At 62.4% G+C, this 26573-nt stretch carries 17 protein-coding genes and 1 pseudogene; 7 read left to right on the plus strand and 11 right to left on the minus strand.

The features are described 5' to 3' along the window. Positions 1-12: 12 nt before the first annotated feature. The 5 genes from GH665_RS13550 to GH665_RS13570 form a co-directional block, all read right to left on the minus strand. Positions 13-1032: a hydroxyquinol 1,2-dioxygenase gene (locus GH665_RS13550; RefSeq protein ID WP_153136295.1), complete on the minus strand. Its 1020-nt coding sequence runs from the start codon at positions 1030-1032 to the stop codon at positions 13-15. Positions 1033-1066: 34 nt separating this feature from the next. Continuing rightward, complete coding sequence (locus GH665_RS13555; protein ID WP_153136296.1) at positions 1067-1561, minus strand: cupin domain-containing protein; 495 nt, start codon at positions 1559-1561, stop codon at positions 1067-1069. Between the two features lie 124 nt (positions 1562-1685). After that, positions 1686-2615, minus strand: a complete 930-nt coding sequence (locus GH665_RS13560; protein ID WP_153136297.1) for a LysR family transcriptional regulator — start codon at positions 2613-2615, stop codon at positions 1686-1688. A 126-nt stretch (positions 2616-2741) separates the two neighbouring features. Beyond that, positions 2742-3983, minus strand: a complete 1242-nt coding sequence (locus tag GH665_RS13565; protein WP_030102609.1) for an MFS transporter — start codon at positions 3981-3983, stop codon at positions 2742-2744. Between the two features lie 548 nt (positions 3984-4531). Beyond that, positions 4532-5014, minus strand: coding sequence for a low affinity iron permease family protein (locus GH665_RS13570; protein ID WP_153138445.1), 483 nt, complete (start codon positions 5012-5014; stop codon positions 4532-4534). A gap of 602 nt (positions 5015-5616) precedes the next feature. On the opposite strand from GH665_RS13570, the gene GH665_RS13575 reads away from it, so the two are divergent. The 4 genes from GH665_RS13575 (at position 5617) to GH665_RS13590 (ending at position 14685) form a co-directional block, all read left to right on the plus strand. After that, a complete protein-coding gene (locus GH665_RS13575; protein WP_408272282.1) occupies positions 5617-6441 on the plus strand; it encodes an IclR family transcriptional regulator in 825 nt (274 codons plus the stop codon). Between the two features lie 375 nt (positions 6442-6816). Continuing rightward, a complete protein-coding gene (locus GH665_RS13580) occupies positions 6817-8229 on the plus strand; it encodes an MdtA/MuxA family multidrug efflux RND transporter periplasmic adaptor subunit (RefSeq protein WP_153136299.1) in 1413 nt (470 codons plus the stop codon). A gap of 18 nt (positions 8230-8247) precedes the next feature. Further along, entirely contained in the window at positions 8248-11370 is a 3123-nt protein-coding gene (locus tag GH665_RS13585; RefSeq protein ID WP_153136300.1) for an MdtB/MuxB family multidrug efflux RND transporter permease subunit, read from the plus strand. Positions 11371-11373: 3 nt separating this feature from the next. Next, the gene (locus GH665_RS13590) at positions 11374-14685 is read left to right on the plus strand and encodes an efflux RND transporter permease subunit (protein ID WP_153136301.1); all 3312 of its coding nucleotides are present in this window, start codon (positions 11374-11376) and stop codon (positions 14683-14685) included. 879 nt (positions 14686-15564) lie between these two features. Here the strand turns inward: GH665_RS13590 and GH665_RS13595 are convergent. The 3 genes and pseudogenes from GH665_RS13595 to GH665_RS13605 all read right to left on the minus strand — a co-directional run bounded on the left by GH665_RS13595 (position 15565) and on the right by GH665_RS13605 (position 18197). Continuing rightward, a pseudogene (locus GH665_RS13595) lies at positions 15565-16030 on the minus strand (hypothetical protein). Between the two features lie 121 nt (positions 16031-16151). Next, positions 16152-16715, minus strand: coding sequence for a peroxiredoxin (locus tag GH665_RS13600; RefSeq protein ID WP_153136302.1), 564 nt, complete (start codon positions 16713-16715; stop codon positions 16152-16154). A 147-nt stretch (positions 16716-16862) separates the two neighbouring features. Beyond that, a complete protein-coding gene (locus GH665_RS13605) occupies positions 16863-18197 on the minus strand; it encodes an EAL and HDOD domain-containing protein (RefSeq protein ID WP_153136303.1) in 1335 nt (444 codons plus the stop codon). Between the two features lie 298 nt (positions 18198-18495). Here GH665_RS13605 and GH665_RS13610 point away from each other — a divergent pair, with 298 nt between their 5' ends. Both GH665_RS13610 and GH665_RS13615 read left to right on the plus strand, forming a co-directional pair. Further along, on the plus strand, positions 18496-20310 hold the full coding sequence (locus GH665_RS13610; protein WP_153136304.1) for a putative bifunctional diguanylate cyclase/phosphodiesterase: 1815 nt from the start codon (positions 18496-18498) through the stop codon (positions 20308-20310). Between the two features lie 91 nt (positions 20311-20401). Then, positions 20402-21859: an HDOD domain-containing protein gene (locus GH665_RS13615; RefSeq protein ID WP_153136305.1), complete on the plus strand. Its 1458-nt coding sequence runs from the start codon at positions 20402-20404 to the stop codon at positions 21857-21859. Positions 21860-21988: 129 nt separating this feature from the next. On the opposite strand, the gene GH665_RS13620 is transcribed toward GH665_RS13615, so the two are convergent. After that, complete coding sequence (locus GH665_RS13620; RefSeq protein WP_153136306.1) at positions 21989-23377, minus strand: EAL and HDOD domain-containing protein; 1389 nt, start codon at positions 23375-23377, stop codon at positions 21989-21991. Between the two features lie 298 nt (positions 23378-23675). On the opposite strand from GH665_RS13620, the gene GH665_RS13625 reads away from it, so the two are divergent. Beyond that, positions 23676-24434 carry an acetoacetate decarboxylase gene (locus GH665_RS13625; RefSeq protein WP_153136307.1) on the plus strand — a complete coding sequence of 253 codons (759 nt, stop codon included), beginning with the start codon at positions 23676-23678 and terminating at the stop codon, positions 24432-24434. 112 nt (positions 24435-24546) lie between these two features. Here the strand turns inward: GH665_RS13625 and GH665_RS13630 are convergent, their stop codons facing one another. Continuing rightward, entirely contained in the window at positions 24547-25341 is a 795-nt protein-coding gene (locus tag GH665_RS13630) for an ABC transporter substrate-binding protein (protein ID WP_153136308.1), read from the minus strand. A gap of 257 nt (positions 25342-25598) precedes the next feature. Further along, complete coding sequence (locus GH665_RS13635) at positions 25599-26507, minus strand: LysR family transcriptional regulator (protein WP_153136309.1); 909 nt, start codon at positions 26505-26507, stop codon at positions 25599-25601. Between the last annotated feature and the right edge of the window lie 66 nt (positions 26508-26573).

Here is a 26573-nt window from a genome sequence, read left to right on the forward strand (position 1 = left end):
CTGGCTCACTACTCAGAATTCAATCGGGTACGGCGCGAACTCGCCGCTCTCGTATCGCTGCGGAAGATCCGGTGTCGCGTTCTCCCAGACGAGCAGCATCGAGCGTTTTGTCGAATAGCCCTGATGGCGAATGTCGGCCGGCATCGCGCAGATGTCACCGGCACGCATCGTGATGCGTGCGCGCGGCGCACCGGTGTTCTTGTCGCCCACGTCCCAGACGATTTCGTCGGACAGTTGCAGGAACCATTCGACCCGGTCGTTCCCATGGAACACCGGGAGAATGAATTCCTCGGTGGTTGGACAGAACAGGCTGCGGCCGCAAACGGAGGTGACGGACGGATTCCAGGTCACGTCGGAGCGCGACAGATACTTGAAGAGATTGAAGGCGTGCAGTTCGCCCTCGAAGCCTGGTTCGGCGTGAACTTCGGGCTCGTCCTGTACGACATCGAGGAAGGCCCGATTGACCGGCAAGTCATCGCGCAAAGGCGAATCGCCTTCAAGGCCCGGCATTCTGCGCGTGGCGATACGAGTCCGTTCGATTGCCGCGCCGTTGTCGCCATGTTTGCGGCCGAACGCCGTTCCGGTTTCCTCGGGCGCCGCGAACGGGTCGAAACCCTCGTTGGTCCAGTCGTGCAGCATGGCTTTGAAGGTGGCCATGATGGTCGGCGTTTCGAAGGTCTCGGTGTAGTCGACCCCGGCGTCTTTCATGATTCCGTTGAAAGTGCCGGCATAGACATCGACCTTGCCGTAGTGATTGCGCGTGCCGAATACGTGGTCGAAATTCACCCAGCCATAGAAAAATCCCCACGCGACATCACGCATCATCGCGCGCAGAAATGCATCGGCGGGAACGGCGTGCGTGCGCGTCTGGCCTTTCGCCGGCCAGTTGATTTTCACAAAATACTCATCGCGTTGAAATTCGAACGCGCCGAGCGTGAAGCGCCGGTAACCGGTGACCGTATCGGGTTCGGTCGAGCGCACCGTGTCCGCGGCAAAACCGAGGGAGTGGTCGTTGGTTTCGAGGGTGGCCATAGCTTGTCTCCTGAGATTGTTCGATGCGGGGATGTCAGTGCAGGCAGACGTCTGCCCACTTCTGCACTGATAGTTCGCCCAGCATGGTCTGCACGATCGCGACGCCAGCCTGGCGCGCGCTGAACCGATAGGCGCAGCCAGCCGGCAACATGGCCTGATGTCCTTTACGCAGCACCACGTGTCCCATCGCGCGGCCCGCAGGCGCCTCTCCGGCGTGAATAGTCCCTTGCCCTGCAGCGGGTGGCGTGTCGAGCTTGATGAAGTCGATTTGAACCTCACCATCCATCAGAATGGCGAACTCATCGTGCGCGCAGGCGAACCATGCCGAACGGCCCTCGGTACGCAGCACTTCGATGACGTATTCAAGGTTTTTACCGACCACGACCTTTTCGTACGGGGTCGACTGCGAAGCCACCTCGAAGATGTTCGAGAAGGCATAGTGGCGAGCGCTTCCGCTCGTGATTTCAATTTCGCCCTTGTGGTAGCTATCGAGCGAGCCAAAGATGGTGTGGAACGCCGTATCGGTCATTGCTGTCTCCTGCTGTTGGAAGCTTGCGTTAGCTTCAACTTTAGGAGCAGGGGGTGACGGCAACAACCTGCTGGACGACGATTACGGCATTTGCGCTTCGCGAATAATCGCCTTCGTTCCTCCGTTAGCAGACCCAGCCGCGCTCAATCAAAGGCAGGTCCCAGGCAGGCTCGGGGCCGAGATACTCCACGAGAAACTCCACTAGCGCCTTGACCTTCAGAGCCTGTCGCTGCGTGGCTGGATAGACCGCTGCGAAGCTCAGATGCGACAGCTGGTACTCCGTCAAGATCGGCACCAGCGAGCCGTCGAGCAGCGAAGCGCTGGCGACCAGCGTCGGCAAGCACACGACCCCGCCGCCAGTCAGCGCGTAATCGCGAAGTAGATGAACCGAGTTTGACCGGATCATGCCCGGCAGTTCCATCTCGACGACCTCTTCTCCGCGGGTTAGCGTCCAGCGGTTGCGTGAGGGGTATCCCGAGTAAAGAGCCGTTGTGTGCTGCAACAAGTCCCGTGGGTGCTGCGGCGCACCATGTTCGGCGATGTATGCCGGGGCGGCGCAGAACAGGCGGCGCACGGTGAAGAGCCGCCGCTCGATGAGCGATTCCGAAATCGCGGGGAATATCTGAAAGGCGATGTCAAACCCTTCTTCAATCGGGTCAACAACGCGGTCGTTGACTATCACGTCAAGCTGGATGCCAGGATAACGCCGGTTGAACTCAGCCATCGGGATACCAAAATGGCCAAGCGCGAATCCCGGCAGCATCTGAATGCGAAGGCGGCCGGTAGGCGTTGCACGAAGCTCGCGCATCTGGTCGGTCAGCTCATTCACCCGACCCACCACCTCGGCGCACTCGCGATAGAACGCCTCCCCCACCTCCGACAAACGCACGTGGCGCGTGCTTCGGTGAAAGAGAGGCGCATTGACGAATTTCTCCAGTTGCTGAATACGGTTCGTCACCACTGAACTGGTCACGCCAAGCTGCCTCGCTGCCTCAGCGAAGCTGCTCGCTTCCGCGACCCGCACGAACGCTTCGATGCTCAGAAACCGGTCCATACGCACCCTTCCATCGTCAGCAAATGCGTCAGTGTATATGGCCGGAGGACCCGCTGTGCATCACGTAGAACGTTGTGACTTCATCACTAATCGTACCTCTCGGGCACGCTTGTCGAGACACACCTCTCAGGTCCTTTCCAGCTCCGCACGCACGGGCTGACGGCGCTGCAGGACGGCCGGCGCGGTCTCCTTGAGCAGCACGCTAACAACGATGCCCAGCACTACGGCGCACATCGGCAGCCAGAGAATGTTCTGGATCCCGAAGTGAGCTGCGACGTAGCCGCCCAGCGCGGGCGCGATGCCGCCGCCGAAAATTTCACCAACGCCGACCACGACACCGATCGACGTCGACACGAGTCCCACCGGAGCGGCTTCAGTCGCGACCGGCCCGGAGAGTAACGACACCAGACCCAGCGTGAAGAAGGAAGCCGCGAACAGGACGGCAAACAGCGGCAGCGGCTGGGGACCAAGACCGCGGAAGATGTAGAGCATCGCGGCGGTCCCCGCAAAACCCGCGATGCTGGCGAGGCGGCGTCCAACAATGTCAGACAGGCCTGGCAAGCCAAACTGACCGAGAAACCCGCCGAAACCAATGGCGGAGACGACCAGTCCCATCCGTTGCGTGTCGAGCAGAAGATACCCGGTGAGATACAAAGGCAGCAGCGCACCGAGGACAAAGACGCCGGTCATCGCACAGCAGAGTGCGCCCATCGCCACGAGAATGTTCCTGCTCTTCAGGACGTGACGGAGCGAAGCCGGAGTTTCCTCGGCGGCGACCTTCGGCGTTACCCTCGGTTCGCGAATCACATAGAACATTATCAAACCGAGTATCAACCCCGGGATGGCTACGAGAGCAAACACCCACCGCCATGTGACAAAGCCCAGCAACTGCGTCGCGATGATGGGCGCAAGCGCCAATCCGAAAAGAGCAAACCCGCTTTGCTGGAGGCCGAGATTCAAACCGCGTCTGCGCGGGTGCGATGCATCGGCGGTGGCCGCGAAACTCGTGGGGCAGAAGGAACCTTCGGCGACACCCATCAAGCCGCGAATCGCTATCAGGCTGAACAACCCGCCTGCGAGCCCCGAGAAGCCGGAGAGGAGCGAGAACGCGAGGATTGCCGGGATGAGTACCTTCCGGCGCCCTATCTTGTCCGAGATGCCGCCCATCAATGCCGCGAAGACGCCCCACGAAAGACCGAGCACGCCAATGCAGTTACCGACGTCCTGGGCATTCAGATTGAGGTCCTTCATGATGGATGGAAAAAGTGGCGCGATAAGCCAGCGGTCCAGTCCAACCAGGCCGAAGCCGAGCGCTAGTAGCGTGACCGCTTTCCATTCGTAGGAGGTATCCCACTTGTCTGCATTCATTTCCGTCTCCGTTGACGTTGGCTCACCTGTGCGCGCCGAAGCGTTAGCGCATGGTCCAACTCCAATCTTTTTGTGCGACCTCGGTCGCGAAGGATGGGGGCGTCGCTTTGATTCGCGACATTCTTTCGAAGTCACCCGGCGACGCCCCAAAGATAGGTGCAAGGTGCACAACTCGGGTATCGGGGAACGGGCGAACGCGCCATTCGCGAAAGACGAATAATCAGCGTCGGCAAGCGGGAAGCGTCTACGGGAAAGCGCAACGCGACAGGGAAGGCAAAGGAACCAGGAGGTATGCGCAGTCCCAGGGGATTCCCTTGTAGACGCGCAAGCGGCGACATGGCGCCTCATCTCTGCGAGGCCGGCACCGTGGGCATCGGCCTGCTGAAACACGATAGCAACGGCGGCCCGGTCTTTCGCCGGGCCGCCGTGTCAGGTGAATGCGTTGCGACCCTGCGGGGTGATGTCTCGCGACAGGGCGCATCCGCATCCGTTTGACTCCGAAGACCTCAGAATCCTGAGCGGCCTCGCAAACTTCGCGTGCGCTGCACTCACGGTCCGTCCTTCACGGCGTGCGTGTCAACCTCTGAAGAGTTCGTCGATAACCGGAGATACGCGGCAGCTAGCCGTCGCAACTCCTCTTCAGACGCATCCTCTATTCCGATGAGGCGATTGCTTGCTGCGCGATGAGATGACAACAACTCATTCAATTTCAGGTGAAGAGCGACACTATCCTTGTTCTGGCTCTGCTGAATCAGAAAAACCATGAGAAAAGTGACGATGGTCGTGCCGGTGTTAATAACGAGTTGCCAGCCGTCGGAGTAATGAAATATCGGTCCGGTCGCAACCCATGCGACAACGGTCAGCACGGCCAGACCAAAGGCGACAGGCGAACCGGCCCACCGTGTTACCAGGCTCGCAAATTTGTCGAAAGGTCGGGTGAGCAGATGCCGGTCCGCGTATGCGGGGCTCGAGGTATCCGGGACTGTGTCGAGCTTGTCCGTAGACGAGCCTGGAAAATCGGGATTGTTCATCATCAGTTCCAGAGTGACTCGGCGAGCAATAAGCGCAATAAGCGCAATCGGCATGCCAGTTGGCCAATCGTCAGCCGGGAGGCCCATGGTCCGAAGTTCCGCGGCTACTGATGGGGGCGCGAAGCCATTCCTGGCGCAAAAAAAAGGCGTCACGTTTCCGTGACGCCTTGAAAAGTTCTAGCCATTCCGAGGGCCGTGCTAGAACCTGAGAGACGGTATTCGAAAGTTGGACGGGCGCGCGACTGAAGACGCTGGTCTCGAAGCTCGAGACAGACAATGCGTGGACTGTTACGGGGGGCTATTAAGGCACTCGACCAGACACTCCGCGAGCCACGGCTGGTTCAAAACTTCAAAATACAGAACCTGAAACCGTCTTTCGAAATGAGATTCCATTTTTTATGGTTATGCTGACTAAGTCAAGCAAAATCTAAAGAGCTTTCATTCGCCTCGGAAAAATATTCCGATACAATGAATCTTCTGATGAAAAATGGGTGTACATGCCCCATTTTGGGGCTCCGACCAGGTCCTTTCGCCAGGCTTGCCGACAGGTAAGCAAACAGAAAATTGAAATATAGTTCCACAAAAATGATATGAACCGACCCATGCCTTCCCGAACTGCCCCGGCCCCAGCCAAAGACAAAGACGGCTCGGGCGACGAAGTCACGGCACTGGCACGCGGCCTGACCGTGCTGCGATCGGTCGCCGCGGCCGACGCGCCGCTCAGCAATCGCGAGCTGGCTGAAGTAACCGGCATTCCGAAACCCACCGTCTCGCGAATTACCGCCACGCTCGTCGGCGCAGGCTTTCTGTTCCGCCTGCCCGATAGCGAGCGATTTGTCCTGACCTCGTCGGTACTGGAGTTGAGCAATGGTTTTCTGCGCAACTTCGACATCCGGGCAAGAGCGCGCCCCTTCCTCATCGAACTCGCCGAACGCACCGCGTTGTCGGTGCATCTGGCCGTACGCGACCGCCTCGACATGGTGGTGATCGACGCGATCCGGCCGCGTTCAGCGGTGCTGGTATCGCGTCTCGAAATCGGCTCGCGCATGAGCCTCGCGCGCACCGCGGTTGGACGCGCCTATTTGTCGGCGCTCGCCGAACCGGAACGGGAAAAATTATTGATTGGCATGCAGGCCGCCGAGGGCGACGACTGGGGCCATCTCAGCGGCCGTCTGAACAGCGCGCTACGGGAAACCGCGGAACAAGGCTTCGCGATCGCCACCGGCGAATGGTACGACGGCCTGAACGCCATCGCCCTGGGATTCATCGGCCCCTCGGGTGAGCGCTATGCGGTCAATTGCGGCGGCTCGGCGGATCAGTGCCCGCGCGACTGGCTGATCTCGCGCGCGGCGCCGGCGTTGATCGAGTGCATCGGCAAGATCGTTCTCGAGATCGGCGGCACGCCTGGCCGCCGCCTGGATAATTGAGATACGCCGACGCTCGCGCGGCGACGGCCACGATATTTGCAACCGCCCGCCGCGTACTGTAACTTTCGTAATCAATCGAAAAATAGACGGGTGGACTGTTACAGCGCCCGCAACGTAGGATCACGCATTCCCGTCGCGGGCGCGCACGCCCGGCTTACCGCTATCACCCTTTCGATAACGTCCCGCCGACCTGCCATGATGGCCCTTTGCGTTAACATCTTTGTCCCGCGCCTCGGGTAGCATCGCGCTGAACATTTGCGGCGCGTCCGCTGTCGAAACCGCCTGTCATGCCGCCTGCGTGCCGGCCCGCCGAACTGTCGAAGCGGCGCAACCGCATGAGCGGCTCACATCAAAGCCAGTCACCAGACCGAACCGATGGACGAACAACAAAAGTTTTCGGAAACCACACGCCCTGCCGCTCCGGCCTCCCAAGCCGGTTCCCAACCGTCCTCCACCGGCAAGCCTGCCGGCGGTCCGGGCCCGGTGCCGGCTTCAGCCAGAAGTCATCGCGGCCGCAATATCGCGCTGATCGTGGCGGCACTGGTTATCCTCGGGGTGGTGTTGTGGCGCTGGCATCCGTGGGGCGCGCCTGGCGGCACGAACGCGGCGGCCGGGGCAAGCGGCGGCCGGGCGGGACGCGGCGGCGCCGGTTTCGCCAACCTGGCGCAGCCGGTTCACGTGGCAACCGCCACACAGGGTGAGATGCCGGTCGTACTGACCGCGCTCGGCACGGTCACGCCGCTCGCCAACGTCACGGTGCTGCCGCAGTTGAGCGGCGTGCTGCAGGACGTGTATTTCAAGGAAGGCCAGATGGTCAGGAAAGGCGACGTGCTCGCCCAGATCGACCCGCGCCCCTATCAGATCTCGCTGGAAAACGCGCAAGGCACCCTTGCGCGCGACCAGGCGCTGCTGCAAACCGCCCGCCTCGATCTGAAGCGCTATCAGACGCTGCTCGCGCAAGACTCGATCGCGAGCCAGCAGGTCGATACGCAAGCCTCGCTGGTGCGGCAGTACGAGGGCACGGTGAAGTCCGACCAGGCGAACATCGATACCTATAAGCTCGACCTCGTCTATGCGCGCATCACCGCGCCGGTGTCCGGGCGCGTCGGCTTGCGCCAGGTCGACCCGGGCAATTACGTGACGCCGGGCCTGACCAACGGCATCGTCGTCATTACGCAGTTGCAGCCGATCAGCGTGATCTTCACGACTTCCGAAGACAACCTGCAGCAGATTCTCCAGCAGACTCAGAACGGCGCGAAGCTCTCGGTCACCGCGTACGACCGCAGCAACACCACGTCGCTTGAAGGCGGCCAGCTGGAAACCCTGGATAACCAGATCGACACCACCACCGGCACGGTCAAGCTGCGCGCGAACTTCGCGAACGACAAGAACCTGCTGTTCCCGAATCAGTTCGTGAACACGCGCCTGCTGGTGGATACGATCAGGGACGCGGTGATCGTGCCAACACCGGCCGTGCTGAACGGCTCGATGGGCCAGTTCGTGTACGTCGTGAAGCCGGACAACACGGTGACCGTGCGACCGGTCAAGGTAGGACCGGTGGACGGCGAACGCACCAGCATCAAATCCGGCCTGCAAGTCGGCGAGCGCGTCGTGATCGACGGCTCGGACAGGTTGAAGGAAGGCGCGAAGATCACCATCCCGGCCGACCGGCCGCGCGGCGCTTCGGGTGCCCGCGAAGCCAGCGGCGCCAACGGAGCCGCGGCGGCATCGGGTGCCTCCGGCGCACGCGGGCATCATCGCAAACACGCGGCGCAAGCCTCGGAATAAAGGCACGACGACTACTGCATGAATCCATCCCGCGCCTTTATTCTGCGCCCCGTCGGCACCGCGCTGCTGATGGCGGCAATCATGCTGGTCGGTCTCGTCGCGCTGCGCTTTTTGCCGCTCTCCGCGCTGCCCGAGGTCGACTATCCGACGATCCAGGTGCAGACCTTCTATCCGGGCGCGAGCCCGGACGTGATGACCTCGTCGGTCACCGCGCCGCTCGAACGCCAGTTCGGGCAGATGCCGTCGTTGAATCAGATGTCCTCGCAAAGCTCGGCCGGCTCGTCGATCATCACGCTGCAGTTCAGCCTCGATCTGCCGCTCGACATCGCCGAGCAGGAAGTCCAGGCGGCGATCAACGCCGCGGGCAACCTGCTGCCGTCCGACCTGCCCGCGCCGCCGATCTACGCGAAGGTCAATCCGGCCGACGCGCCGATCATCACGCTCGCGATCACCTCGAAGACGATGCCGCTCACGCAGGTGCAGGACCTGGCCGACACGCGTCTCGCGCAGAAAATCTCGCAGGTGGCGGGTGTGGGTCTGGTGAGCCTGTCGGGCGGTCAACGCCCGGCCGTGCGGATTCAGGCGAACCCGCGCGCGCTCGCCGCGTACGGTCTGAATCTGGACGACTTGCGCACCACGATTTCGAACCTGAATGTCAACACGCCGAAGGGCAACTTCGACGGCCCGACGCGCAACTACACGATCAACGCGAACGATCAGCTGACCGACGCCGACGCTTACAAGAGCGCCGTGGTCGCGTACAAGGGCGGCCGTCCGGTCATGCTGACGGACGTCGCCAACATCGTGCAGGGCGCGGAGAACACCAAGCTCGGCGCATGGGTCAACAACACCCCGGCGATCATCCTGAACGTGCAGCGCCAGCCGGGTGCGAACGTGATCCAGGTGGTCGACAGCATCAAGGCGCTGCTGCCGCAACTGCAACAGTCGCTGCCCACCGCGCTCGAGGTGGAGATCGTCACCGACCGCACCACCACGATCCGCGCTTCCGTGCGCGACGTGCAGTTCGAATTGCTGATGTCGGTCGTGCTGGTGGTGCTGGTGATGTATCTGTTCCTTGCCAACATCTACGCCACCATCATCCCGAGCCTGTCGGTGCCGCTGTCGCTGATCGGCACGCTCGCGGTCATGTATCTGTGCGGCTTCTCGCTGGACAACCTGTCGCTGATGGCGCTGACCATCGCAACCGGCTTCGTGGTCGACGACGCCATCGTGATGATCGAGAACATCGCGCGCTATGTCGAAGAAGGCGAGTCGCCGCTGGAGGCCGCGCTGAAGGGTTCGAAACAGATCGGCTTCACGATCATTTCGCTCACGGTTTCGCTGATCGCCGTGCTGATTCCGCTGCTTTTCATGGGCGACGTGGTCGGGCGTCTGTTCCACGAATTCGCGATCACGCTCGCCGTGACGATCGTGATTTCGGCCGTGGTCTCGCTCACGCTCGTGCCGATGATGTGCGCGAAACTCCTGCGCCACACGCCGCCACCTGAAAGCCACCGCTTCGAAGCGAAAGCCCACCAGTTTATCGACTGGGTGATTGCCCGTTACGCGGTCGCGCTGACCTGGGTGCTGAACCGGCAACGCTCCACCCTGTTTGTCGCGTTGCTCACGCTGGTGCTGACCGGCGTGCTGTACGTGTTCATTCCGAAGGGCTTCTTCCCGGTGCAGGACACCGGCGTGATCCAGGCGATCACGCAGGCGCCGCAATCGGTGTCGTATGCGTCGATGGCCGAGCGTCAGCAGGAACTCGCCACGCAGATCCTGAAGAACCCGGACGTCGAAAGCCTCACCTCGTTTATCGGTGTGGACGGCAGCAACATCACGTTGAACAGCGGCCGCATGCTGATCAACCTGAAGCCGCGCGACGACCGCAGCAACACCGCGAGCGACGTGATCCGCCAGTTGCAGCACGACGTCGCACATATTCCGGGCGCCTCGCTGTACATGCAGCCGGTGCAGGATCTGACGATCGACTCCACGGTCAGCCCAACGCAGTACCAGTTCATGCTGACCGACCCGAACATCGGCGAATTCACCACGTGGGTGCCGAAGCTGATCGACCGGTTAAAGCAGTCGCCCGAACTGGCCGACGTGGCCACCGACCTGCAGGACAACGGCCAGTCGGTCTACATCGAAATCGACCGCGCCACCGCGTCGCGTTACGGCATCACGCCCGCTACCGTGGATAGCGCGTTGTACGACGCGTTCGGCCAGCGCATCATCTCGACCATCTTCACGCAGTCGAACCAGTACCGCGTGATTCTCGAAGCGCAGCCGTCGATGCAGCACTACACGGAATCGCTGAATTCGATCTACCTGCCCTCTTCCACGTCGACGGGCGGCCAGGTGCCGTTGTCGTCGATTGCGAAGTTCATCGAGAAGCCCGCACCGCTGCTGGTCACGCACCTGAGCCAGTTCCCGGCCACGACCGTGTCGTTCAATCTCGCGCCCGGCTCGTCGCTCGGCGCGGCGGTCAAGGCGATCGCTCAGGCCGAGAAGGATGTCGGCTTGCCGGCGTCGTTCCAGACGCGTTTCCAGGGCGCGGCGCTGGCATTCCAGGCGTCGTTGTCGAATGAACTGTTCCTGATCCTCGCGGCGATCGTCACGATGTATATCGTGCTCGGCGTGCTGTACGAAAGCTTCATTCACCCGATCACGATTCTGTCCACACTGCCCTCCGCGGGCGTCGGCGCGCTGCTCGCGCTGCTGATCACCGGGCACGATCTGGACATCATCGGCATCATCGGTATCGTGCTGCTGATCGGTATCGTGAAGAAGAACGCCATCATGATGATCGACTTCGCGCTCTACGCCGAGCGCGAAGAAGGCAAGTCGCCGCGCGAAGCCATCTATCAGGCGTGTCTGCTGCGCTTCCGGCCGATCCTGATGACCACGCTCGCCGCCCTGCTCGGCGCCCTGCCGCTGATGCTCGGCACCGGCGCGGGCTCGGAGTTGCGCCGCCCGCTCGGTATCGCGATTGCCGGCGGTCTGATCGTCAGCCAGTTGCTCACGCTGTTTACCACGCCGGTGATCTATCTCGGCTTCGACGCGCTTGCGCGCCGCGTGCGCGAGCGCTTCAATCGCGGCAACCCGGTGCCGCCCGCTACCGATGCAGGGACCTAAGCGATGAACCTGTCGCGTCCGTTTATCTCCCGCCCGGTCGCCACCACGCTGCTGGCGATCGGCATTGCGATGGCCGGGATTTTTGCGTTCACCAAGCTGCCGGTGGCGCCGCTGCCGCAGGTCGACTTCCCGACCATTTCGGTGCAGGCCACCTTGCCGGGCGCGAGCCCGGACACCGTGGCGACCAGCGTCGCCAGTCCGCTTGAACGGCATCTCGGCTCGATCGCCGACGTCACCGAAATGACCTCGCAGAGCTCGGTCGGCTCCACGCGCATCACGTTGCAGTTCGGGCTGAACCGCGACATCGACGGTGCCGCGCGCGACGTGCAAGCGGCTATCAACGCCGCGCGCGCCGATCTGCCGGCGAGCCTGCGCAGCAATCCGACGTATCACAAGGTGAATCCGGCCGACGCGCCGATCCTGATTCTCGCGCTCACGTCGAAGACATTGACCGCCGGCCAGTTGTACGACTCGGCGGCCACCGTGTTGCAGCAATCGCTGTCGCAGGTGGATGGTGTCGGCGAAGTGGATGTGAGCGGCTCGGCCAATCCGGCGGTGCGTGTCGAACTGGAGCCGCACGCCCTGTCCCACTACGGTATCGGCCTCGAAGACGTGCGCGCGGCGCTCGCCGCGGCCAATGCGAACAGTCCGAAAGGCTCGATCGAGTTCGGCCCGAACCGCGTGCAGATTTACACCAACGACCAGGCGAGCAAGGCCTCGCAGTACAAGGATCTGGTCATCGCGTACCGTAACGGCGCGGCGGTGAAGCTGTCCGATGTGGCCGAGGTGGTCGATTCGGTCGAAGATCTGCGCAACCTCGGCCTCTTCAACGGCAAGCGTTCGGTGCTGGTGATTCTGTACCGTCAGCCGGGCGCGAACATTATCGACACCATCGACCGCGTGATGGGCATGCTGCCGCAGTTGCACGCGTCGCTGCCCGCCGACGTCGACATCGCACCCGCCGCCGACCGCTCCACGACGATCCGCGCGTCGCTGAAAGACACTGAACGCACGCTGATGATCGCGGTGGCGCTGGTGGTGATGGTGGTGTTCCTGTTCCTGCGCAACTGGCGCGCCACGCTGATTCCGAGCGTGGCCGTGCCGATCTCGATCATCGGCACGTTCGGCGCGATGTATTTGCTGGGCTTTTCGATCGACAACCTCTCGCTGATGGCGTTGACGATCGCGACCGGTTTCGTGGTCGACGACGCCATCGTGGTGCTGGAAAACATCTCGCGGCATATAGAAAACGGCGTACCGCGTATGAAGGCCGCCTTCCTCGGCGCGCGCGAAGTCGGCTTCACGGTGCTGTCGATCAGTATCTCGCTGGTGGCCGTGTTCCTGCCGATTCTGCTGATGGGCGGGATTGTCGGACGGCTGTTCCGCGAGTTCGCGCTGACGCTGTCGCTGGCGATCGGCGTGTCGCTGATCGTCTCGCTCACCTTGACGCCGATGATGTGTTCGCGCTTGCTGCGCGAGCCGCACGAGAAGGAAGAGGAAGGCCGCTTCGGGCGCTGGCTCGAACGCGGTTTCAGCGCGATGCATCGTGGTTACGAGCGCACGCTTGGCTGGGCGCTGCTGCATCCGCGCCTGATCGTGACGATTCTGATCGCGACTATCGGCCTGAACATCTGGCTGTACATCATTGTGCCGAAGGGCTTCTTTCCGCAGCAGGACACGGGGCGCCTGATCGGCGGCATCCAGGCTGACCAGAGCACGTCGTTCCAGGCGATGAAGGGCAAGTTCTCGGAGATGATGGAGATCGTCGGCAAGAATCCCGCGGTGGACAGCGTGGCCGGTTTCACCGGCGGCCGGCAGACCAACTCCGGCTTCATGTTCGTGTCGCTCAAGCCGAAGAGCGAGCGCAAGCTATCCGCCGACGAGGTGATCCAGCAACTGCGCGCACCGCTTGGCGACGTCGCCGGTGCGCGGACCTTTCTGCAGGCGGTGCAGGACATTCGCGTGGGCGGGCGGCAGTCGAACGCGCAGTATCAGTTCACGCTGCTGGCCGATTCCACCCCTGATCTGTACAAGTGGGGGCCGAAGCTCACCGAGGCGTTGCAGGCGCGCCCCGAACTTGCGGACGTGAATTCCGATCAGCAGCAAGGCGGCCTTGAGGCAATGGTGACGATCGACCGTGCAACGGCCTCGCGCCTCGGCATCAAGCCGGCGCAGATCGACAACACCTTGTATGACGCGTTTGGCCAGCGCCAGGTGTCGACGATCTACAACCCGCTGAACCAGTATCACGTGGTGATGGAAGTGGCGCCGAAGTACTGGCAGAGCCCGGACATGCTGAAGCAGATTTACATCAGCACCTCGGGCGGCAGCGCGAGCGGCGCGCAGACCACCAATGCGCCGGCCGGCACGGTGACTGCGCAGACCACCTCGAGTGCCACGAGCGCAACCACTGGCGGCACCGCGGGCACGACTGCGTCGAGCGCGGCGAGCATCGCTGCCGACTCCGCGCGCAACCAGGCGATCAATTCGATTGCCGCGAGCGGCAAATCCAGCGCTTCGTCGGGCGCGGCGGTGTCGACGGCAAAGGAGACGATGGTGCCGTTGTCGGCGATTGCGAGCTTTGGGCCGGGGAATACACCGTTGTCGGTGAATCACCAGAGCCAGTTCGTGGCCTCGACGATTTCGTTCAATCTGCCGCCGGGCGTGTCGTTATCGACGGCGACGCAGGCGATTTACGACACGATGGCGCAGATCGGCATGCCGGGGACGATTCACGGCAGTTTCCAGGGTACGGCTCAGGCGTTCCAGCAGTCGATGTCCGACCAGCCGATTCTGATTCTGGCCGCCTTGGCGGCGGTGTATATCGTGCTGGGGATGTTGTACGAGAGTTATATCCATCCGTTGACGATCTTGTCGACGCTGCCTTCTGCGGGTGTGGGGGCGTTGCTGGCTTTGTTGCTGTTCAGGACGGAGTTCAGCATCATCGCGTTGATCGGGGTGATCTTGCTGATTGGCATTGTGAAGAAGAACGCCATCATGATGGTGGACTTTGCGATTGAGGCCTCCCGGCAGGGGTTGTCGTCGCGGGATGCGATTTATCAGGCTTGTATGCTGCGGTTCCGGCCGATCATGATGACCACTTGTGCTGCGTTGCTTGGGGCGTTGCCGTTGGCTTTTGGGCACGGGGAAGGGGCTGAACTGCGAGCGCCGTTGGGGATTGCGATTGTGGGCGGGTTGATTGTTAGTCAGATGCTGACGCTCTATACCACGCCGGTGGTGTATCTCTATATGGATCGGATTCGGGTACGGTGGGAGACAAGGAAGGGGCGCCGCGCTGGGATGGCGGCGGGTTAAAGGTTTGGTTTGGGTTGGGTTTTGCCTGCCCGGCGGGAAGGGGCCTTCGCGGCGCTTTTTTTGTTGTCTGGTTCTTTTTGGCGTTGCCTTGCTGTGTTCTCGTGGTTTGTCTCTGTTGTTGGTCTTTTGGCCTTTTGGCCTTTCCTTGATTTGTTAGTGGTCTATTAGCGTTCCCCCTGTGCGGGGGGGCACCTACTTTTCTTTGCCTGCCGCAAAGAAAAGTAGGCAAAAGAAAGCGGCTCAAACCGCTAGCTCATAAGCGGGTCCCCTGGCTTGGAGGGGGCAGTGGTGCATCTGGAATCTGTCTCCTCGCACATTCCGCCTCAGTGACAAGGCAGTGATACCTCCGGCGGCGCTGCGCGCGCCGATGCCCCGTTCATAAAACCGTTGGTCGCGTTTCGTGGTTCAGCCGAACTTGATGTGGCAGCGCTTTCAAAACCCACGATATTTGCGCATTCGGCGCCTCGCCGAGGCGAAGCCGAAGGCCCCCGCTGCGCGAAGCAAACCCGCTGGTTTCCCTGGCAGACCCATCCGCGACGCACGCAGTGCGGAGTGGGAGCTGATGAGCGCTTTGTCACTAACGGGGAGTGTGCGAGAGCACGGATTCCAGATGCACCACTACCGTGGCTGCGCGGGGGACCCGCTTATGAGCTGGCGGGGTGAGCCGCTTTCTTTTGCCTACTTTTCTTTGCGGCAGGCAAAGAAAAGTAGGTGCCCCCCGCACAGGGGGAACGCTAATAGACCACTAACAAAACAAGGAAAGGCCAAAAGACCAACACCAGAACGGACCACGAGCGCACAGCATGGCAACGCCAAAAAGAACCAGACAACAAAAAGCGCCGCGAAGGCCCCTTCCTGCCGGGCAGGCAAAAACCCCCTTCAAAGCCTCTGCTCAACAGCAAGCAAAAAAACCCGCCGCCACTGTTTAGCCTGCCGCTCGCCCAGCATGGGCAAAACCCAAACCTGATGCCTGGCATCTTTAACTGTCAAAGCGACCTGCCATTGAGCATCATGCCGCTGCACCTCAGCCCCCAGCAGATCGGCAAAAATATAAGCCCCCTGCTCGCCGCCAAGGCGAACCTCGCATAGCCGCTTCCCGGCAGCAAGCCGGACCGCCCCCCAGGCCCCTTTAATCTCGTGAGTCCAATCGCCGTCGCGAATATTCGGAGCGACTTCCTTCCGACGCCGCCACCAATAAACAACCGCAGCAATCAGAAGCAAAACAACCAAAGCCGCAACCGCAACAGCAACGGCCAAACCCCCAAGCCGCCTGCAAGGCGTAAAACGCACGCACAGCCCCATACACCAGCGCGATCAGCGCAATGAACGCTACAAGAATCGGCATCGCAAACTCGCCAGGCAAAAAAATCAGCCTAGCACAGCCCACCCCCAACTCCCCGGCAAGAAACCATTGCGAAAAACGCGCCGCCGCGCCAAACCAAGCCCAGCCCAGCCCAGCCCAACCGTTACGGCTGTTTATGCGCCGCCGCCCAGTCCTTCACCGCCTTCAGCGTGTTCTCGACATGCTTCTCCGGCGACAGGCTCGTGTACTCGTAAATAATCTTGCCGTCCGGGGCGATCACATACGACACGCGATTGGCCATCGAGCTATGCATCGGCATGCCGGCGTCATAGGCGCCAATCACCTTCGCGTCAGCGTCGGCCGCCACCGGGAATTTGCTGCGGCATTCGCTCACCGAAAACTTCGTCAACGTATCGATGTTGTCGTGCGACACGCCGATCACCGTCGCGCCATACTTCTTGTACTCGTCGACAGCCTCGGCAAACTCGTGCGCTTCGATCGTGCAGCCTTTCGTGAAGGCCGCCGGGTAGAAATACAGCACCACCGGCCCTTTCTTCAACTCGTCGGCCAGCGAATACGTGTAGGTGTTGCCGCCCAGCGATGCCTGCGCGGTGAATTGCGGCGCGGTATCGCCCGGCTTGAGCGTGGCCGAAGCCGTCAGCGAATGCAGTGCGAATCCCACCGACAAGACAGTGGCGAGCACCACCGGTATAAGTTTCCTCTTCATCTGCCACCCCTCGAAACGTTAGTGCACATGTACGCGTAGTCGAACTCGTCAGCCACAGGCGCCGGCGTTCAGCCGAGCCCGGGCAATCTCCACACGCTATTGGACCACGTACAGACAAGATACGTCGGAATCCCGGGAAAGGATGCATCAGGCCGCTTCGTCGATATGCGAGCCGAACCACGCCGCAGCGGACAGGTTCAGCTCGGCCAGCACCTCGGGCGTGAGCGCCGCGAAACCTGGCGGCGCATCCGGTCCGGCCGCGATCGAGGCGGCATCGCCCCCCTCGCCGGCCGTCTCGGCAATCCGCAACAAGGTGCCGAGCGCGCCGCCGCGCGTAACGATCGCTTCGCGAATCTGCGGCGCGAGGCCAAGTTTCTCGAGAACCGTTGCGGGCGTGCTGCCGACCACCACGTGAACCAGCGAAAAAATGCCGGTCATGAAAGCGGCATCGGCAAACTCGTCGTCGCACGGGCGCAGCCAGCCGGCGGCCAACTCCATCAGGCGCGAACGCGTACCGGCCAGTTGCACCAGCGGGTCGGCGCGCCACGGCAGCTCGCCGCTGTCCGCGTACAACAGCAGTTGCGCCCAGCGGGCGATCTGCCGCGTGCCGGTCGCAAGGATGGCTTCGCGCAGCGAGGCGATATTGCGCCCCAGCCCGAACGCGCTCGAATTGACCAGGCGCAGCAGTTGCACCACCACGCTCGGGTTCAGCTTGAGCTCCGCTTCGAGTTCGATAATCCCGGCATCGCGCGACAGCAGCGCCAGCAGACGCAGCAGGCCGGGCCGCGGCGAGCGGTTGCGCGGCGCGCTCAGCACCTGCGGCCGGGCGAAAAAGTACCCCTGGAACAGATCGAAGCCAAGCTCTCGAGCCAGCGCAAAGTCTTCGCGCGTCTCGACCTTCTCCGCGATCAGTGTCTTGCCATGGCTGCGTATCGTCGAGGCCAGCCGGGCCAGCGCGGGCCGCCCGGTCTGCAGAAAGTCGATCTTGACGATGTCGGCGTACGGCAGCACGGCCAGCAGCTCGTCGGACAGCTCACAGACATCGTCGAGCGCCACCTGGAAGCCGGCGCGCCGCAACTCGGCCAGCCGGCGGCCCAGATGCGCATCGAACCGGACGGTTTCCAGGATCTCGAGCACGAAGCGCTCGGGCGGCATCAAATGGACAATGTCGTTAAAGAGCAGCGCGCGGTCGATGTTGACGAAGCCGCGGTGCTGGCCCAGCACGGCGGCCACGCCAATCCCGCCGATCGCGCGCGCCACCACCTGCGCGGTTGCCTGGGCGTCGTCGTTGACCTCGGCATAGTTATGCGCGCTGGCTCGAAACAGCAATTCATAAGCGTTGAGCGCGCCATCGCGATCGAGAATCGGCTGACGGCCCAGATAGACAAACTGTGCTCCCGACGCCGGGTCGGCGTCTTCGGCACCCTGCTCAAGCACCTCGACGTGCCGGGGCGTGGCCCTGACAAAGTGACGTTCAGACATGGCTCATCGGTGCAAGTGTTCGGAAAGCTACGCAGCGACGTCTCAGCCGGCACTGCACAACGGGTTTGCCGTATTAACGGACGCGAGGCCGCTGCACTTTAACCGAATCGCCGCCGCCACGACGGCACCCCGCTTCGCCGCTTCCTTACCCTTTGTTTTTTGTAGCGGGCGCTAAAGATTTCCCGCCGCGGGTCGTTATCTTGTTCTGATGGGGCGGCCTGATACCTCTTGACCGCCCGGACACGGTGGGCGGCGAGCCGCCCCGCCTGCAGACGAACACAGGTTGCCAGCGACAAACATGGAAGCGAACAGGATCACCGCGCCCCGCCGGGGCTCCTTGCGAACGGTCATCGACCGGTTTCGTGCGCTCGGCCGGCGCGCCTACGGCAAGCCGGAGCCACGCGCAAGCCGCACGGCGCAACTGGAACAGGTGGTCGGCGCCGTCGACCTGCTGGCGCACATCGACGAAGAACTGCGCTTCCTCTACGTTTCCGACGCCAGCCTGCGCTTCATCGGCTATCACCGGGAATACCTCGAGACCATCACGCTGCACGATCTCATGGCGCCCGCCGACGTGCCGCGCCTCGACGCGCTGCTGACGCGCGCCACGGCCACGGGGAACGTCGAGAAAGCCACGCTCGGCCTGATCAAGTCGCTGACCTATCCGATCACGGTCGAGCTGCGCGTGGTGCGCAGCAGCCACGACGGCACCGACGGCTACGCGATCGCCGGTTTCGACGTGTCCGCCTGGCGCGCCACCGAGGAGCGCCTGACCCAGGCATTGCACCTGGACCGCCTGACCAACCTGGCCAATCAGTCGGCGCTGATCCCCACGCTGCTCGACGCGCAACAGCAGGCCGACGCCCACGGCACACCGGCCGCCCTGCTGCTGCTCGACCTCGACGACTATCAGCGCGTGAACCGCGCGCTCGGCTACGATGCCGGCGACGAGATGCTGCGCGATACCGCGCGGCGTCTATTGAATATGACGAGCCCGAACGAGACGGTGGCGCGGGTGGCCAGCGACGAGTTCGCGATCCTCGTGAAGCCGGCCGCGAGCCGCACGGACGCGGCCGCCGCGGCCGAAGCGCTGGCGCGCCGCCTGTTGACCGCGATCCAGCAGCCATATGTCTTTAGCGGCCAGCAGGTGCATCTGTCGGCGAGCATCGGCATTGCGCTCTATCCCGACGTGCGTCACGCCAACGATACCGCCGCGCACGACACACACCTGCTGCGCTGGGCCGACCATGCGCTGCTGCAGGCCAAGGCCGCCGGCGGCAACACGCTCGCCTTCTACGTACCGGACGACAATCCCGCCGACGCCGAGCGCCTGAAGCTGGAAGCCGACCTTTACGACGGCGTGCGCAACGGCGAGTTCTCGCTGCATTTCCAGCCGATCACGAGCAGCCGCACGCACGGCGTGGTCGGCGTCGAAGCGCTGATCCGCTGGTTGCACCCCGTGCACGGCCTGGTTCCCCCGTCGATGTTCATTCCGCTCGCGGAATCGATCGGCCTGATCAACTTCCTCGGCAACTGGGTGTTGAAGGTCGCCTGCATGCAGTTGATCCAGTGGGATGCACAAGGCATCACGCTGCAATACGTGGCCGTCAACGTGTCGCCGCAGCAGTTCCGCGATCCGCGCTTTAAAGACGCCGTGCGCGAAGCGATCGAGCTGACGGGCATCGATCCGCGCCGCCTCGTGTTCGAGATCACCGAAAGCCTGCTGATGCATGACCCTGCTCACGCCAAGGGTTTGCTCGAAGAGTTGACGGCGATGGGTATCCGCTTTGCGGTCGACGACTTCGGTACCGGCTATTCGAGTCTGGCTTACCTGCAACGATTCCCCCTGGCCAAACTCAAGATCGACAGGAGTTTTGTCGAGAATCTGCTAACCTCCCGGAACGATCAGGCAATCGTTAGCGCGGTCGTCGGACTCGCACAGACACTCGATCTCGAACTGGTCGCCGAGGGCGTCGAAACGGAAGCCCAGCGCACCCTGCTCACCGAGATGGGTTGCGACCACATACAGGGATGGCTCGTCTGCAAGGCGCTGCCGTCCGACGAACTCGCGCAGCGATTCGAAGCGCGCACGCTGCACCTGCACACCGCATAACGATGCAGACAATACTCGTGCGCAGCGCAAGATGCCGGCCTGATGCCGGCGTGGCACTCTTTGGAACATGTATGGCTTTTGCGGGACTCACATGGTAAAGGCGGCGGTGCTCGACCGGCTCTGGACGCGAATGAGCGAGCGCGGCGATTTCCCCATGCTGTCGCAGTCGTTGCGTACCACCATGGCGGCGATGAACAACGACGACCTCGACTTCACCGGCCTCGTGCAGGTCGTCTTATCGGATTTCGCCCTGACGCAAAAAGTGCTGCGGCTCGCCAACTCGGCCATGTACATGGCGTTCGGCGGCAACATCACCACCGTGTCGCGCGCCCTGATGGTGCTCGGCATGGACGCAGTCGGCCATCTGGTGGTCGGTCTGAAAATCGTCGATCACTTTCATCACAGCGCGCCACGCCGCATCGACGCGAAACTCGAATTGAACCGCACGCTGCTGTCAGGCTGCGTCGCGCGCAAGCTGACCGAGCGCGGCGATCTGCGTGCCGGCGAGGAAGCCGTGGTCTGCACGCTGATGCGCCAGATCGGCAAGCTGCTGGTGGTGTTCTATCTCGACGCGGAGTGGGATCAGATCCGCCGCCATATCGACGACGGCACGCTCGAAGCCGATGCCTGCGTACTGGTGCTCGGCGTCACGTTCGAGGAAATCGGCGCCGAAGCCGCGGTGCGCTGGCGCTTGCCCGACATGATCCGTTCGGGCATGGGCGAGTTCGACCCGCTGGATGTCGAACAGCCGCGCCAGGTGCAGTGGCTGCGCGCCATCACCAACTATTCGACGGCGGTCGCCGACGTGCTGACCCAGCAGAACATGCCGGACTGGGAGCGCGAAGAACGCATCGCCGAACTGGCGCGGCAATACAGCTACGCACTGAATACCGATCCGGACGTGCTGCATCAGATGAGCGTCGCGCTCGCCCGCGAAGAAGGCGGCGACGGCGTGATGCGCGAGATCGTGGAATTGCGCGCCAATGCGGACGCGATCGCGCGCGAGGCGCTCGATCCGCAAGCGCGCATCGCGGCGGGTGTGGGCGATCTGCGCGGCCTGCCCGACAGCAGCCCGCTCGCGCCGGCGCTGGCCCTGGCCGCGGAAACCGTGCTGGCGGCGCTCGGTTTTGCGCGCACTGTCGTGTTCGTCAAACACAGCAACGGTACGTTCAAGGCGCGCCTCGGGCTCGGTCCGAAGATCGACGCGGCCATGCCGAAGCTGTCGTTCAATACCGCGTTCGAACCCGACGTGTTTCATCTGGCAATCGCGAACTCGGTGGGCATCTTCATCGAGAATGCACGCGACCCGAAGATGGTGGCGCGCTTACCCGAATGGTTCCGACGTTCGTTCGACGATGCCCGCGCGTTCGTGCTATTGCCGGTAGTCGACGAAACCGATCAGACAGTGGCGCTGCTCTACGGCGACTGGTCGCATACTCACGAGCCCCGACGAATATCGCAGAAGGAAATGAGCGCGTTGAATGAGCTGGCGAGGGAGTTAGGACGTTTTTTCGGCCTGGGGCAGATGCAGGAAATGGAGACGATGTGAAGACGTGGCGTGATCGTTGATCGCGGTGCTTCACTCTCACCGGTTTTGTATTTGCCCTAAGTCGCGACGCTCAGATGTGTAAAGTGTAAAGGCCGGCATGCGCAGCATGCCGGCCTCTGAACTCAATCTTCAATCCTCGATCCGCTCCAGACCCTCGGCGCTGTGATCCCCGACGCCGGCCCAGGCGCCCGCCGCCAAGCCAAGCAGCGCGATCTCTTCCACCGTCAACGGTTGCAAACGCGCGCACAAGGCATCAAGCTCGTCCCACGCGCCGCGCTCGAGCGCTTCGACCGCGGTCAGCAACAAGCCCAGCACGCCCTGCCGATGCAGAATGCCCGCCTGGATCGGCCGCGACAGCGTCAACACATTCAGCGTGCTTTCGAGCGAACCGCCGAACACCGCATCGACAAACGAAAACACGCCGGTCAGAAACGCCGCATCGGCTTCATCGCGCCCGGCTTCAGGCAAGCGCTCGATCGCCAGTTCCATGAACCGCGCACGGGTTGCCGCGAGTTGCAGCAGAGGATCGTCTTCCAACGCCACCTTGCGGCCGTCCGCATACAACAGCAACTGGGTCCAGCGCGCGATCCGGTTCGTGCCGGTTGCGTTGATCGCTTCGCGCAGTGTCGTGACCTTGTGGCCAACTGCAAGTCCGCTCGAATTCGCCAGCTTCATCAGATGCATGACCAGCACCGGATTCAACTTGAGTTCAGCTTCGAGTTGCGCGACGGTCGGGTCGCCCGACAGTAGCTGCAGCAGATTCAGCAAGGCATGCCGCGGTGCACTGACACGCCGCGTTGTCGAAGTCTGAGCACGCGCGAAGAAGTAGCCCTGAAAACGGTCGAAACCGAGACCGTGCGCGGCTTCAAAATCGGCCTGCAAATCGAGACCCTGCGCGATCAATAACTTGCCCGCCGATTTGAGCACGCTCGTCAATTTGGGCAACAGTGCCGGCGACGCGTGCGTGAAATCGATCTTCACGACTTCCGCGTAGGGCAGCAGTTTCGCAAACGTTTCATCGGGCTGCGTCACTTCGTCGAGTACGAAGCGATAGCGCCGGCCGTGCAACTGGACGATACGCGCAATCAGTTCATCGTCGACGTGCATGGACGGCGACAATTCAAACATGAAGCGCTCAGCAGGCAGGTGCAGAATCGAATCGTCGAACAGCATCTCGCGGCTTACATCCACGTAAGCTGGATGCCCGGTGAGCGCACTACGCACATTGCTGTGCAGCAGACCGCGCAGTACGGCGCGCGCCACGCGTTGCGCCGGCTCGGGCGCGCGGCCCGGCAAGCCATCGGCGGCCGCGGCCGCGGCCGCGGTCGGATCGGCGCCATGGGCAGCCGTCGCGTCGAGTTCGTCGGCTGCGGGCAGGTCCGGTGCGCGCACCTTGACTTCATAGCCGCACAGCATGCCGTCACGATTCAGAATCGGCTGCCGCGCGAAGCTGGCGTTCAATTGCGCATCGTCCGAAGCCCTCGCCTGCCTCGGATTCTCGATTGCGATGCTGGTCATTCTGCTCCCCCGCAAAGCGCCGCCCCGGCGCTTACTGCTGTATTTTGGTTTTCGCTGCACCCATTGCGCACATCCAGAACCTGAAGCCCTTTGGGTACGCGGTACGCCCGGCGATTTTAGCGCAGGCCATCGCGCGCGGACATGTCAACGCCGCAATATCTCGAAATAATTGGAGGTAATTGAGTGCCCGTCTCGCTGAAGGTCGGGACAGAATCGACGATACTCTTGTGCAGTGCAAAAGCATTCCGTCACGTGCACCACTTTGCAGCAGTCCCGCCTCTAACCACCAAGGAAAATCATGGACGTCAAAAGCGTGCTGTCAAATGCCTTCGCGATGCCGATCACGAGCCCGGCATTTCCGATGGGGCCATATCGTTTCATCGACCGGGAATTCCTGATCATTACCTACCGTACCGATCCGGACAAACTGCGCGCCGTGGTGCCCGAGCCGCTCGAGATCGGCGAGCCGCTGGTGCATTACGAATTCATTCGCATGCCTGATTCGACCGGTTTCGGCGACTATACGGAAAGCGGTCAGGTGATCCCGGTGTCGTACAACGGTGTGGCAGGCAGCTACACGCTGGCCATGTATCTGGACGACCATCCGCCGATCGCCGGTGGCCGCGAACTGTGGGGTTTTCCGAAGAAACTCGCGTCACCGGTGCTCGAAGTCCACACCGACACACTCGTCGGCACGCTCGATTACGGCCCGGTGCGCGTTGCCACCGGCACGATGGGCTACAAGCATCGGCAACTGGATCTCGCGCAACAGCAGAAACGCCTTGAAGCGCCGAACTTCCTGCTGAAGGTGATTCCGCACGTCGACGGTACGCCGCGTATTTGCGAACTGGTGCGCTACTACCTGCAGGACATCACCCTGAAGGGTGCATGGACGGGTCCCGCATCGCTCGAACTCGCGCCGCATGCGCTGGCGCCGGTCGCCGAATTGCCTGTGCTCGAAATCGTCGAGGCCCGGCATCTTCTGGCCGATCTGACGCTCGGACTCGGTGAGGTCGCATTCGATTATCTCGATCAGCCGAAGGCCAACCTTCGCTGATCGGCTGCGGCGCCACCGCATACGTGGCGCTCCAGATGCAAACGGCCGCATCAGCGGCCGTTTGCATCTCACGTTTGCATCTCATTCACTCAGTTCGCTCGATTCACACGCTTTACTTCAACACCACCTTCACGTCGAAATACTTGGCGGCGAAGCGGTCGATCGTGCCGTCGGCCTTCAGTTCCCTGAGCGCCTGGTTCAACGCGTCCTTCAACGCCTTGTCGCCCTTGCGAATGCCGAAGCCCACACCCGCGCCGAGCAGCTTCTCATCCGTGACGGGCGGGCCGGCGAATTCGAAGCCCGCGCCTTGCGGCTTCTTCAGGAAGCCCTTCGAGGCCGCTTCCGCATCCTGGAATGCGGCGTCCAGACGACCCGACGCGAGATCGGCGTAGATCTGATCCTGCGTCTGATACGGCACGACGTCGACACCCGCCGGCGCCCAGCGCGCCTTCGCATACGTTTCCTGAATCGTGCCTTGCAGCACGCCGACGTGCTTACCCTTGAGCGAGGCCGGCGTAGGCAGCAGACCACTGCCCTTCTTCGCGATCATCTGATTCGGGATCGTGTAGATCGGGTCGGTGAAATCGATGGCCTGACGGCGCTGTTCCGTGATCGTCATGTCCGAGTTGATCGCGTTGAACTTGCGCGCTTCCAGTGCCGGAATCAGGCCGTCAAACGAATTCTCGACCCATACGCATTTCGCCTTCAGCTTTGCGCAGACAGCATTGCCGACGTCGATATCAAAACCTTGCAACTCGCCCGACGGCGACTTCGATTCGAACGGCGCATACGACGCCTCGACACCAAAGCGCACTTCCTTGATATCCGCCGCGGATGCGACGCCTGCCGTTACCGTTGCCGTCGCGAACAGCGCGAGCGCGGCCATGTTTCGCCAATTGATCTTCATTACGGGTGTTCCTCTACGGTATTGAATAAGACGAAGCCGAATCCGGGCCAGCATGATTGCCGCGCCAAAAATGCGATTCAAACTCCAGCGGCCGCTGTGGTGCAGCGCAACAGCCGCGCGGGCGGAATTGTACAGGCTTCCCAATGCACGCCTGGCGGGCGCGTCCGCGCGCACCTCGTTTGACGAAGCCGTCCCGGCGCGCATAAAGGCGCAATTGCGTGTCGCGTTCAGGCAAAAAAATACCCGTGCGCAAGCGGTCAGCGCGCCCCGTCGCCGGCAACGAAATCGTCTTCGAGCCGCCGTGAAAGATGCGTGTAGACCGCCGCGACATGCGGCAGATGACGCGATTCAGGATGCGCGAGCACCCAGACCTGCGATTCGGCTTCGTCGAGCGGCGGCGTCAGTTGTACGAGATCGTCCCGGTCGCGCGCGAGAAAGGTCGGGAAGATGCCAACGCCAAAGCCGCGCACCACCATCTCGAACACCGCCATCACGCTATTGGTCTTGTAACGAGGTTCGACCGCGGGGCAATGACGCTTGCGCCACAGAATCGATGGATGATCGCCGAGCGAGCCGTCGGGTGCCGCCCAGTCGCAGCGCGACAGCGCATCGGCGTCGCTTGCATGAATGCCGCTCGCCTTCGCGGCGAACACCGCGATACGCAGCGGGCCGACATGTTTGCCCACCAGATGATCCGGCGCGCGGCGCGTGGCGCGCACGGCAATGTCGGCGTCGCGTTTGGTCAGGCTCGCGAGGCTGTTGGTGGCCGTCAACTCAAACGACAACGCCGGATGCAGTGCCGCGAAATCACGCAATGCGGGCAGCACGAGACCATAGAGCACGGTGTCGGTAGTCGTGACGTGAACACTGCCAGACACGCGGTCGCTGCTCGCCTGCACGGTCGAGCGCGCCGCCGCCAGTTCGCTTTCGATGCGTTCGGCATGGCGCGCCAGTTGTGCGCCAAGCGGTGTCGCGCGATAGCCGCTGCGCGAACGCTCGAACAAACGCTGACCCAGTCCGCGTTCAATCCGCTGCACGGAGCGAAAAATCGTCGACGCATCGATGCCCAGACGCAGCGCCGCTTCCGCCAGCGTGCCGGCGCGCACCAGTGCAAGGATGGTCTGGGTATCCGCCGACGTCAGTTCGTATTGCGTTTTTGCACGCATGGTTTGGCAAGCCGCCTGTTTATTCTGAATGCGATCCGCGCTACTTTTACCACATCGACTTGTCGG

Origin of the sequence: Paraburkholderia agricolaris (assembly GCF_009455635.1) — a bacterium.
Taxonomy (GTDB): domain Bacteria; phylum Pseudomonadota; class Gammaproteobacteria; order Burkholderiales; family Burkholderiaceae; genus Paraburkholderia; species Paraburkholderia agricolaris.